Here is an 11,922-nt window from a genome sequence, read left to right as displayed (position 1 = left end):
CAGCATGGGATTACAGCGCAGACCGGAAACAACGCACATGTATAAGGCTGTGCGCACGATAGGGCGGTGTTGCTTCTCAGGCTAGCCTGCACAAAATTTTCTGATTATCTTGATACCCCTTCCTGATTATTTTGAAACACCCCGGAAGAGGTTTCGTTCCGGGGCGGTGGCTCAGGTCTTTCCGACTGTGTTATTCAGGGTGGTTCGTCGTTGCTCTTTGATTCCAGCCAGTGGCCGTCATCCTGGGCGGTCAGCAGGCGGCAGTAGTCCTTGAGGGTTTGTTCCATTCTCTGCACCAGATCGAGCAGGTCGGCGGCCATCTGCCTGGGGTCTTGCGGTCTCATCGTGGCCTCCCTGTTCAGAACAGTTCCGTCGACGCCAGGCGGACATGCTCGGCGGTCACGACCTGGGATTTTTCACTGGTGGCCGCGACCAGGGCACCGCGGGCCAGGTGGTTGGCCTTTCTGAACAGGCCGCCGGAGCCTTGGTGGATGGCGGTGACCGCCTGTTCGTCGAAGGGGGAATGCTTCAGGCCGGCGATCTTCAGGTGGTGACCGAGGTAGCGTTCCATCCCTTGCCGGTTGACCTCCGGCAGGTGGCTGCGGGCGACGATGCGCGAGGCCAGCGGCACGGCGGTGCGGTAGAGCAGGTTGTCGGCCAGGTTGTTCTGGCCGGCCAGGATCATCGGCAGATAGGGCTTGGAATCCCCCTCGAATTGGGTCAGGGTGTGCAGTTCGCCAAATACGTCCAGCCGCAGCAGCGAGGCTTCGTCGATGATCAGCACCGGCTGCTGCTTTTTGCTCTGCACCACATTGAGGATCTGGCTGCGGATCATGCCGGTTAGAATGGCCCGGGAGGAGGAGGCGGTGCGGATATCCAGTTCGGCCAGCAGTTGCCGGTAGACTTCCAGAATCGAGCCGGAGGTGGCGGTTACCCAGAGGGGTTTGTATTTGGACGGATGCAACTGGCCGGCGATCCAGCGCAGGGCGGTGGATTTGCCGGCGCCGACCTCGCCGGTGACCAGGGCGATGGCGCCCAGATCGACGGTGTAGGCGATGCGCTGTTGCACCGCGAGCAGGTCCTCGGTCTTGAGGATGGCATCCAGCGGCAGGTCGGCGGCGAAAGGCTTTCGGGTCAGGCCGAAGAAGGCACGGTACATCGCGTTAGCCCTCCTCGGTGATGAAGGTCAACTGCCCCCGACGCTGGGTCGGCTCGGACGTTTCCGCAGGCGCCTTGGCTTCTCGGCCGACCTTGGCATTGACGTGGGGATCGAGGGGCACGAGAAAGCCATGCGGCGCACCCCGCAGCAGGATCTCCACCCGTTCGGGACACTCTTCGTGAAACAGCAGGCTGACCTGTTCGCCGATCAGGCGGGTCGGCGCTTCGAAGTGCCGCCCGTTGATGGAGACGCTGCGGTCCTTGTTGACGCGGCGGCGCACCTCCTTGCGGAAGTGATCCTCCAGATCCTGCGGCGGCTTGCGGATCAACTCCAGATGATGGGAGAAGCGCTCCAGAGGCGACTGCCCGGTCGAGGAATGGGGACGGCGATGGTAGTCCTTCCGGAGCCAGTCCTCAAGCGCCTGGTTGAGCTCCTCCAGGCTCTCCGGGGTCGCGTTGCCCAGCAACTGGCTGCGGACGGTGCGAAAGAAGCGTTCGATCTTGCCGCGCCCCTGGGGCGTGTAGGGAGGCGTGTGCGTCAGGGCCATCCCCAGGCAGGCGCAGACTTTTTCCAGGTGTCGCGAGCGGAAGGCGGACCCGTTGTCGACGTAGAGCTTGCGCGGCAAGCCCCGGGCGGCCAACGCAGCCCGCAGCGCCTGAAGAAAGCTGGCCAGGTTCTCCGAGAGGTAAAACCGGGCCTGCGTGATCAGCCGGGAATGATCATCGAGAAAGGCGATCAGATAGCTTTTGCGCCGCTTGCCGTCAACCAGAACCTGCGGACCGTGCATGACATCCGACTGCCAGATATCGTTGGGGAACTCGGCTTCAAACCGGCGCCGGTCGACCGGAGCGTTTCCCGGCCGGCTGGAGAGCCCGGCTTTTTTCAGCACCCGGTAGGCGGTGGACAGCCGCAGGGTGTAGCCCGGCGAGATCAGGCCCTTCTGGTCCATCTCGGCGATCAGTTGCACGACGGGCAGCGCCGGCTTGGCCTTGCGCAGCCGCACCAGGGCCAGCACGGTGTCTTCATCCACTTGGCGGCAGCACCCGATGTCGCTGCGCGGCACCGGCTTGAGGCAGTCCAACTGCCGCCCGCTTTTCTCATACAGGTTAACCCAGCGGCGGAGGGTGTTCGCACTGATTCGGGTTCTTGGCGAATGCGGGATGTTCCAGCGCTGTGCGGCCTTCTGTTTGATCAGCCGGCTCCGTTCGCCATGATCCAGCCGGGTCGCTCCGACCAGATCACTGATGACCCCGAAACGAAACAGGGCCACTTCCTCACGTTCTTGGTCTGTCATGGCACATCTCCTTGGATTGAGGGGGGAAGAAGCAATGCCTTCCCTTATCATTCCCAGGAGCAGTTCGACAGAGGGACACTTCGGTAGGGTGGCGGTCCGGTGCCGGGATTGTCACATTGAAAAGACGTGCTGACCGGGACCCAGCCCCCGGACACCAGGGCCTTAAACGCGTCGGCGGCCTCCCCGGCAAAGCCGATCCCCAGAACCGCTGCCGTCATCCGCTTCAGGCGACGCCACCACTGCCGTTGACGCTCACGTGGCTGGTCGCGCCGCCAGCGTCCGGTGGTCGTGCGCTGATGGATGCTGGCAGAGATGTCCGACTCAGACGAACGGAACCGCGGCCAGTAGCCTTGAGGTTTCAACCGGTGAACCGCCCGGCAGCAGGAGCAGCGCAGGCGCCGGAGAAAGACCGCTTCGGTGAGGCAGGAAAAATAGGCGGGAACAAAACCATGCCACCACAACGGCTGTCGACAGCGCGGACAGCCGGACGGCTTGGCCCAGGGAAAATCTTTCCCCAGACGAGCCACCTCATTGACGTCGGCAGCAACAAGCAGTATCAATAAAGCAACTCCTTGCCGGGAGGTCTGTCCCTGCAGGGAGGGGGCGGCGGGACTCTGCTAAAGTCCCGTCGCCCTGCCTCTATACCCATGACGATGTCAGATACAATTCAATCTGAGATTCTCAGCACCCTGTTTAACACATTCTGAAAATAACCTGCCAGTTTTTACCAACCCAGTGTGGGAACTAACACCGGACGGACACTAGTTGGTTGTTCGGTAGCTGCATCCGTTGCCGTGGACCGTTATGTTAACGATCTTTCGAGAGATAAATAGTCGTCCTTGAAAAAATATAAGTTATTGAATTAATTGCTTTATCTTCAACTTCATGATTGTTAAAATCACCGGAAATACTACTTCATCCCTCAATTCCTGGTGATTTTATGAAGCCCAAAAAGCCCAAGCAGCGTGACCACGAGGATCTCTTCCGGTCGCGCCTTGACCAGATTCTTGATCGGCGGCATCCGCTGTATCTGCTGGCCAATCAGATAGAATGGTCGGTCTTTGACAAAAAGTTCGGCTCCCTCTACGCCGAGAAGGGGCGCCCGGCCAAGTCGACGCGACTGCTGGTCGGGCTGCATTACCTGAAGCATGCTTTTGACGAAAGCGATGAATCGGTTGTCGCCCGGCTGCTGGAGAATCCCTATTGGCAATATTTCTGCGGATTCGAGTATTTCATTCATCGTCTTCCGCTCGATCCGAGTTCCATGACCCGCTGGAGAAAGCGCATCGGACCCAAGGAAATGGAGCTGTTGCTCAGCGAAACCCTGGAGACCGCCAAGCGCGGGGGAAACCTGACCGAGCAGCACATGGAGCGGGTCAACGTCGATACCACGGTGCAGGAGAAGGCCATTGCCTATCCCACCGATGGCCGGCTGTATCACAAAGCCCGGGTTCTGCTGGTGCGGGCGGCCAAGAAACGGGGTATTGCCCTGCGCCAGAGCTACCTGCGGTTGGGGAAACAGGCTCTGATCATGTCCGGCCGTTATGCCCACGCCCGACAGATGAGGCGGGCCAGGCGCGAGCAGAAGAAGCTGAAGAATTATCTGGGCCGGGCCTATCGCAACATCCTGCGCAACTGCCCCGAGCCCGATTTGGAGCTCAAAGAGCTGCTGCACCTGGCCAATCGGCTCTTAACCCAGCAGCGCCACGACAAGAACAAGCTCTACAGCCTGCATGCCCCGGAGGTGGAATGCATCGCCAAGGGCAAGGCCCACAAGAAGTACGAGTTCGGCTGCAAGGTTTCGGTGGTCACCACCTCCCAGGACAACTGGGTGATCGGCATCGAGGCGCTGCACAACAACCCCTTTGACGGGCATACGCTGAAGGACGCGCTCAAACAGGTGACACGGCTGGTCGGCTGGAAGCCCCAAAACGCCTACTGCGACAGGGGCTACCAGGGAAATCCCAAAAAGATTGGTGATACCGCGATCCACCTGGCGAACCGTCGCAAGAGCAGCATGAAACCGAGTGAGTGGCGCTGGTTCCAACGGCGTAACGCCATTGAACCGGTGATCGGCCACATGAAGGAAGATCACCGGATGGACCGCAACTATCTCAAAGGCACCGAGGGCGACAAGATGAACGCCATTCTGGCCGCGTGCGGTTTCAATCTGCGAAAGCTCCTGCGGGCTTTCTTTTGGCTTCTTTTCAAAGAGCTGGAGCGGCTCAAGTCGCCCCTGATTGGCGTAGAGTTCGTCTTGGCCCTCCTGAAACACCAATTTTGGATCTCAGGGCTAAGGATAAAACCGGAATCAAGCGCCCTCTGAAGACGAGAAATCGAATTTTTCAGGGACGACTAAATATGACCCCATTCTTGAATGGATAGATGGCTTATGGATCTAGAGCTCATAATTTTTATAATTATCATGTGTTGGGCTATATTTTACTGGATTGTCTATATTATTTTTGGCCAAGTGTTAGTGCGTAAATTACGCAAAAACCCAATAACAAAGAAAAGTCTAGGTTTGGAATTTGTCAGCGGCTGGGATATTTTGAATGTAGCATTCTCATTGTCTTATCCAGTTTGGATGAGAGAAGTAGCGAAAAAATCACCACTTTCATTCTTGGAAGCGGATTATGATGCTATCTATCCTTATACAACAAGGTTTGATCGTGTCTTGGCAAAAATAATTTATTGTATGACTGGGGCACCAGTCTTGTTTGAATTAGGATTTTTGATTTTTGAAACAATTACTGGAAAGAGTCGTTTTTCGCTTTTAATGACTAAGGACAAAATCCACGATTTCAAGAAAATCAAAAAAGACAAGAAAGAACACGACTGATGTCTTCACAGGTCCTCTGTCCGAGTAACATTTCTGGGACTCTGCATGCGGGCGTGAAGTTTTACGCAGTTATAACGGAGCGTTCCGTCGCACCATCGCGAAGCTCCATGTCACCGACACGGCCCAGGCCTCGCGGTTGGTCCGGTTCGCCGGCGACTTGGAGCGGGAGTTGTTCGTGGAGTCGTCTAGGTTTGCTGCAAGTGCCGTGGCGGGCGGTGGCGTTGCCAAGGCCGGAGCATTTGGTCTGGGGCTGATAATGTTTTCTACACCTGTAGGCTGGGTCGGACTTGTCCTTGGCGGATTGGTCATAGTTGGTTGTTCGGTGGCTGCCTCCGCTGCCGCGGACCATTATGCTAACAAACTTTCTGGAGATATATATGACACTACTCTTGAAGGTATTGATGGTTTATGGATTTAAAGTTTGTGGTAGGTTTAATATTTTTGTGTTGGGTTATATTTTACTGGATAATTTATATTATTTTTGGACAAGTGTTAGTGCGTAAATTACGAAAAAACAAAATAACCAAGAATAGTCTGGGTTTGGAATTTGTCAGCGGTTGGGATATTTTGAATGTAGCATTTTCATTGTCTTATCCAGTTTGGATGAGAGAAGTAGCGAAAAAATCACCACTTTCATTTTTAGAAGCGGATTATGATGCTATCTATCCTTATACAACAAAGTTTGATCGTGTCTTGGCAAAAATAATTTATTGCATGACTGGTGCACCAGTTTTGTTTGAATTAGGCTTTTTGATTTTTGAAGCAATTACTGGAAAGAGTCGTTTTTTGCTTTTAATGAGTAAGGACAAGGTCCGCGATTCCAAGAAAATTAAACAAGATCAGAAAGAACGTGACTGATGCCAGCGCAGGCTCTCTGTCCGAGTAACAAGGCTGGGACTCTTCACGCGAGCATGAAGTTTTCCTTAGGATTCAATGTGGTAATCCTGTGATGTGCTGTTTTTCGAAATGTCTTTCACTTTTTGTGTTTTGGAAAAATTTAAAAATCAGGTTATGCACCTGACTCCAGTAGAAGCTGTTTTGTGGCGTTATCGTAATCGTTTCATGGACCGATTGCGATGTCGATCACGACAACTACCACCGTTCACTAACGCTTCGCTGACAATGAGGCGAGCTTCTGAACCCAAGATGGGTCTCAGAAAGCATATAGATTGAGTAAAGTGCATAACCAGGAAATAAAGTAAAGATTTTCGCAAGAATAAACAAAATCAGGAGGGTATGTGAAACAAAACGCCTCACATGAAATGCTGTTCTTCGAGATCGACGGAATATCACTGGATTTCCGCGTGTCGGACTTTTCCTTGTTTGAGGGTCTTGCCACTCCCTTTGTTTGCAGTCTTGATTTGGCCCTCCTTACGGAGGTGGGCGACTTCGCCGAGCTGGTCGGGCGGGAGGCCCGGGTCACGTTGGTCAATCCCGATCCCCTCTCGGGCGGCACCGATCGGCATGTTCACGGGGTAATTCAGAGTTTTGCCTTCACCCACCTTCATGGCGATTTCTATTGCTACAGCGCCACCCTGGTCCCCACCCTCTGGCAGCTTTCGTTACGCACCAACAGCCGCATTTTCCAGGAACAGCAGTTACAGAAGATCATCGAAACCGTTCTGGAGGAGGGCGGCATCCATTCCGATCGCTACCGCTTTGTGCTGGACGATTCCAAGCGTTTTCGCAAGTTCTGCGTCCAGTACCGGGAAAGTGATCTGGCTTTCATCGATCGGTTGCTGCGGGAGGAGGGGCTGTTTTATTTTTTCGAGCATGATCGGGACAAGCACGTCATGCTCATCGGCGACGGTTCCTGGGTGCATCGCCCTCTGCCGGGAAAACCGGAAATTGTCTGCAACAGTCACGGCGGTCTGGTCGCCGAGCAGGAATGCATAACCGAGTTCACCTTTCACCATGAGCAGCGGCCCAACGCCTACCGTCACAAGAACTTCAATCCCAAGCATCCCTCCCTGGATCTGAATGTCGGCTCCGGTGCATCGAATAGCCGCTTCGAGGTGTACGATTACCCTGCCCTGCACGTCGAGCAGGCGCGCGGCGAAGATTTGGCCCGCATCCGCCTGGAGCAGTTGAATGCCTTGCAGAACCTGGGGCAGGGAAAAAGTTCCTCCTGCCGATTGCTTCCCGGTTTTCTGTTTACCTTGAGCAACCATGTCACTCCCGGTCTCAACGGGGAATACCTGCTGGTCCAGGTCTGGCATGCCGCGGGACAACCCCAGGTTTTCGAAGAAACGGCAGCCGGTGGCGCCTTTTATCAAAACAGTTTCTGGGCGATACCGTCCAAGACACCTTTTCGGCCGGACATGGTCGTCCGCAAACCCGTTGTTCAAGGCATCCAGACCGCCATGGTCGTCGGCCCGAGGGATCAGGAAATCTTCACCGACGAATATGGCCGGGTGCGGGTGCGTTTTCACTGGGATCGGAGGGCGCCGGGGCAGGCCGAGGAGCGCAGCAGTTGCTGGATTCGCGTGGCCCAACCGTGGGGCGGGTCCGGCCGGGGCGCACAGTTCATTCCCCGGGTTGGCGACGAGGTGCTGGTCGACTTTATCGATGGCGATCCGGATCGGCCCATCGTGGTCGGCAGTGTCTATAACGCCCGCAACATGCCCATCAACAATCTGGAGCAAAGCCTGACGCAGAGCGGCTTTCGCACCAAGACTCACCAGGGGCCGGGGTTTCATGAACTGCGCTTCGACGATGCCAAGGGCGCCGAGGAGATTTATCTGCGCAGCCAGAAGGACTGGAACATTACCGTGCTCGACAGCAAAAACCAGTCCATTGGCGGCAGCACCACGACAACCGTTGGCGGGACCTCCATGGAATCGGCCAAGGAAATCATTTTAACGGCCGAGTCCAGGATAACCCTGGTTTGCGGCGAAAGTACCGTAGTCATTCAACCGGGGAGTGTCGACATCAACAGCCCCACCATAAACCTCAATGAAGGCTAAGGCGCCATGCTTGCCCGTTGCTCCGGTGGCCACGGCACATTCAGCGGTGGGGCAACAGGAGGTGGATGGCAAAAGGAATGCGCCCCGGACACGCCATGGCGATGCGCTATTTACGGTTCTATAAGGAGAAATCCATGTACTATCAAATGCAGGAGGGCTATTTAACGCTGGGAGAAGGGGACTGGCAGGACAACAGTGTGACCATGCTGGCCGCCAATCATGTGCCGGCCAAGGGTGCGAATCTGGTTGTCACCCGCGAATCCTTGCCGGTCGGATTGAGCCTGGCCGATTACCTTCTGAACCAGAAATCCACCCTGGCCCGGGAACTGCCCGGTTTCAGAATACTCTTTGAAGGCCCCGAGACCATTGATGGCCTGCCCGCCCATTTTCTCGAATTTACCTGGGATAATCAGGGCCATGCCATGCACCAGATGATCCTCATGATCGTCAACAACTCCAGGGCGCTGAATCTTACCGCCACCGTGCCCGGAAAAATCGACGACGCATCCCGTGCCCAGCTGTTGGCGGCCATGAAGAGCTTTACCGTTGGCAGGGCACCGCTGGAGCAGGGGGAAGTCTGACATGAGCGGGCAGGCCGGCACTGATGCGCAAATGCAGCCCGGATGGCTGACGGGGGTCAAAAACGCGGTCGTCGATACCGCGGAATCGTGGCGGGATACCACGGTGGCGGTCGCCACCGGCGACAGCGGTGTCGTGGAAGCCCTCAGGTCAGACAGCCATGATGAAGCCGCGGTCAGAAACATAAAAAACCTGGGCCATATGGCCAGCACGGGAATAGCGGCCGTAGGCGTTGTCAAGGGCGGCATGGCTGCTTATGCGACCTGTGGAGGTTTGACCGCGCTGGGCGTTTTTGGCGGAGCCTTGGCGGCCGGCGCTGCGGGGGCTTTCATCGGCGCGGGGCTGGTCAACCATTTTGCCCTGGATGAAAAGCTGCTTGATTTTCTGGGTGCGCCGAAGCTGGCCAAATCAGGGCCGCAGCCGGCCACCGTGGGTGACCAAATTGCCCACGGCTCGGCCTTTGCCGGGGCCCTGTGCGGTTTGGTCGCGGGGGTGGCGGTCGGGGCGCTCGTGGCCGCCACCATCTGTACCGGCGGCGCGGCCGCCGTCATCGTCGGCGCAGTGGCCGCCGGCGCGGCGGGGGGTGGCGTCGGCGCTCTGGTCAACGGCTTTTTCTCCAAGATGGCCACCGTCACCGGTAAAATCATCACCGGTTCACCCAACGTCTTTTTCGAAGGCCGTCCCGTCGCCCGGGTAGGGGATCAGGTGCAATGCCGCAAGCATTCGTCCGTGTCCAGGATCGCCGAAGGCAGCGAAACCGTTTTCGTCAACGGTTTGCCCCTGGCTCGCATCGGTCACAAGACCACGTGCAATGCCAGTATCCACCAAGGATGCAAAACCATCTTTGCCGACTCCACCACCGGCGTCTATCTGAAGAAGGATGCCGAACACTCGGCCCGCGAGCAGGCCGTCATCTCGACCGCCGAAGTGGCCCTTTCCCTGGGGGTGGGCCGCCTGCTGTCCAAGCTGGGCCTGAAATGCGGCGAGCCGGTCAACCCGGCCGACGGCAGCTATTTCGACGTTCGGACCGATTTGGAATATCCCGCTGCCCTGCCTCTCAGGCTCACCCGCACCTACGCGGGCAAGGACCCGGTGGCAAGTGTCCTCGGCCCCCGCTGGATCTGCAACTGGTCCCAGCGACTGGTGTTTCTCGCCGATGAGCCGACCGCCAACCTCGAAGACGGCGAAGGCGAAGTGCTCCAGTATCCCTTGGGGAAAGGCGCGGAATTCAACTCCCGCAACCTCAGGGCCGCTCATTATCACCTGCGAGGCACGCGGCAGCGGGCCAGGCTCTTCGACAGCCGTTATCAGCAGACCCTGATCTTCGAAACCACGGAAAGCCATCCCCATATCGGCCGTCTGAGTGCCATCGAAGACAGAAACAACAATCGCATCGACTTCCTCTACGAGAACGACCATTTGCGCCGCGTCGCGCACAGCGACGGTGAGGTTTTCGTCGTCGGGACCACGCCGGAAGGTTTTATCGCAACAGTCACCCGGGATGGCGACGGCGAACCGCTCCTTCGCTACGGCTACGACTCCAGCGGGGCGCTCACGGAGGCACGCAGCCTGTTCGGCGGCGAATTCCACTACGCCTATACCGAGCAGGGCTGGCTCAACCACTGGCAGGACAGCGGCGCCACCTGTGTCGACATCGCCTACGACAGCGAAGGCCGGGTCGTCGCCACCCAAACGCCTGACGGCCTGTACAACGACCGCTTCGTCTATGATTCGCGGGAGCGGAAGACCGAATACCACGACGCCGAAGGCGGCTGCTTCACCTACTGGTTCAACGCGAACCACCAGCTCATCCGCGAACAGGATCCGCTGGGGCACATCACCACCCACGAGGTCAGCGGCCTGGACCGCAGGCTGTCCACCACCGACCCCCTGGGCCGGGTCACGCGTTTCGACTACGACACCTTCGGCCACCTGATGGGCGAGACCGACGGGGCCGGCCGCACCACCCGCTATGCCTACGACCCCCACGGCCAGCTCACCGGAATCGACTACCCCGACGGCACCGCCTCCGCGTGGACTTACGATGATCGCGGCAACCTCATCGAAGCGAAGGAGCCGGACGGCCGCATCCGCCGCTTCAGCTACGACGACCAGGGCCGCCTCCTCACCGAGACCGGCACCGACGGCACCACCACCCGGCTCGGCTACGACCGACGGGGTCGCCTGGCCTCCCTGCGCAATACCCTGGGGGAAACCACCCGCTACCACCTCGACCGCTGGGGCCGGCCCCGGATCATCACCGACCCCGCCGGATACAGCACCCACTACGAGTATGATCCCTCCCCCGACAACCCGCGCAACGATCTGAGCCGCATCCTCCATCCCGACGGCGGCGAAGAGCGTCTGGCCTACGACAGCGAGGGGCTGCCCAAGACCCACGTCGCCCCCGAGGGACAAACCACCCGCGCCACTTACGGCGCTTTCGATCTGTTGCGCACCGTCACCGATCCCAAGGGCCATGCCACCCGGCTGGACTACGACAACGCCGCCCGCCTGACACGGATCACCAACGCCGCCGGCCAGAGCTGGCGGTACCGCTACGATCCCGCCGGACGTCTGGCCGCGGAAACCGACTGGGCCGGCCGGGTGACCAGCTACACCCGGGACGCCGTCGGCCGCGTGATCGCCAAGCGTCTGCCCGACGGCAGCGAGCAACAGCTCGCCTGGGACGACTGGGACCGGATCACCGCCGTCGAAACGGCCCGACAGAAAATCGTCTACGAATACGACAATGCCGACCGCCTGACCCGGGCCGCCACCTACCTCAAGGGCCATCCGGAACCCGAAAGCGATCTGCGCTTCACCCATGACGACAAAGGCCGGCTGATTCAGGAAATCCAGAACGGCACGGTCATCGGGTACCGCTACGATCTCGCCGGCCATCTCGCCAGCCGCACCACCCCCGGCGGAGAAACCACCTACACCTACGACCTGCTCGGCCGGTTCAAAAGCCTTTCCAGCAACGGCCATGGACTGGAGGTCACCCGGGATGCCCGCGGCCTGGAAACCCAGCGGCAATACCAGGCGCCGGAGCAGACCCCCCGCGACGCCCTCACCCTCA

Annotated in this window: 10 protein-coding genes; 6 read left to right on the top strand and 4 right to left on the bottom strand. The window is 58.2% G+C overall.

The genetic code is table 11. The features are described 5' to 3' along the window. Positions 1–194: 194 nt before the first annotated feature. The 4 genes from JQN68_RS13910 to JQN68_RS13895 are packed head-to-tail and all read right to left on the bottom strand — an operon-like array spanning position 195 to position 3,013. The gene (locus JQN68_RS13910; protein WP_225073812.1) at positions 195–344 is read right to left on the bottom strand and encodes a hypothetical protein; all 150 of its coding nucleotides are present in this window, start codon (positions 342–344) and stop codon (positions 195–197) included. A 14-nt stretch (positions 345–358) separates the two neighbouring features. Further along, a complete protein-coding gene (locus JQN68_RS13905) occupies positions 359–1,159 on the bottom strand; it encodes an ExeA family protein (RefSeq protein ID WP_225073811.1) in 801 nt (266 codons plus the stop codon). 4 nt (positions 1,160–1,163) lie between these two features. Continuing rightward, on the bottom strand, positions 1,164–2,453 hold the full coding sequence (locus tag JQN68_RS13900; protein WP_225073810.1) for a DDE-type integrase/transposase/recombinase: 1,290 nt from the start codon (positions 2,451–2,453) through the stop codon (positions 1,164–1,166). Between the two features lie 47 nt (positions 2,454–2,500). Continuing rightward, positions 2,501–3,013 (bottom strand): hypothetical protein, encoded by a 513-nt coding sequence (locus JQN68_RS13895; RefSeq protein WP_225073809.1) that lies wholly within the window; start codon positions 3,011–3,013, stop codon positions 2,501–2,503. Between the two features lie 380 nt (positions 3,014–3,393). Here JQN68_RS13895 and JQN68_RS13890 point away from each other — a divergent pair, with 380 nt between their 5' ends. The 6 genes from JQN68_RS13890 to JQN68_RS13865 all read left to right on the top strand — a co-directional run. Further along, positions 3,394–4,779, top strand: coding sequence for an IS5 family transposase (locus JQN68_RS13890; protein WP_349632327.1), 1,386 nt, complete (start codon positions 3,394–3,396; stop codon positions 4,777–4,779). Between the two features lie 66 nt (positions 4,780–4,845). After that, positions 4,846–5,295 carry a hypothetical protein gene (locus JQN68_RS13885; RefSeq protein WP_249621259.1) on the top strand — a complete coding sequence of 150 codons (450 nt, stop codon included), beginning with the start codon at positions 4,846–4,848 and terminating at the stop codon, positions 5,293–5,295. 408 nt (positions 5,296–5,703) lie between these two features. Continuing rightward, positions 5,704–6,153 carry a hypothetical protein gene (locus JQN68_RS13880; protein ID WP_249621258.1) on the top strand — a complete coding sequence of 150 codons (450 nt, stop codon included), beginning with the start codon at positions 5,704–5,706 and terminating at the stop codon, positions 6,151–6,153. Positions 6,154–6,533: 380 nt separating this feature from the next. Beyond that, entirely contained in the window at positions 6,534–8,261 is a 1,728-nt protein-coding gene (gene tssI, locus JQN68_RS13875; protein WP_225073881.1) for a type VI secretion system tip protein TssI/VgrG, read from the top strand. Positions 8,262–8,395: 134 nt separating this feature from the next. Further along, positions 8,396–8,842, top strand: a complete 447-nt coding sequence (locus JQN68_RS13870; protein ID WP_249621257.1) for a DUF1795 domain-containing protein — start codon at positions 8,396–8,398, stop codon at positions 8,840–8,842. A gap of 1 nt (position 8,843) precedes the next feature. Further along, positions 8,844–11,922 (top strand): PAAR domain-containing protein (locus JQN68_RS13865; RefSeq protein WP_249621256.1); only part of this gene is annotated, 3,079 nt, incomplete at its 3' end.

Source organism: Desulfuromonas sp. CSMB_57 (assembly GCF_020194955.2).
Classification (GTDB): Bacteria; Desulfobacterota; Desulfuromonadia; order Desulfuromonadales; family Syntrophotaleaceae; genus JAFCIY02.
The sequence above is the reverse complement of the archived record's forward strand: the minus strand, read 5'-3'. Positions and strand labels throughout refer to the sequence as shown.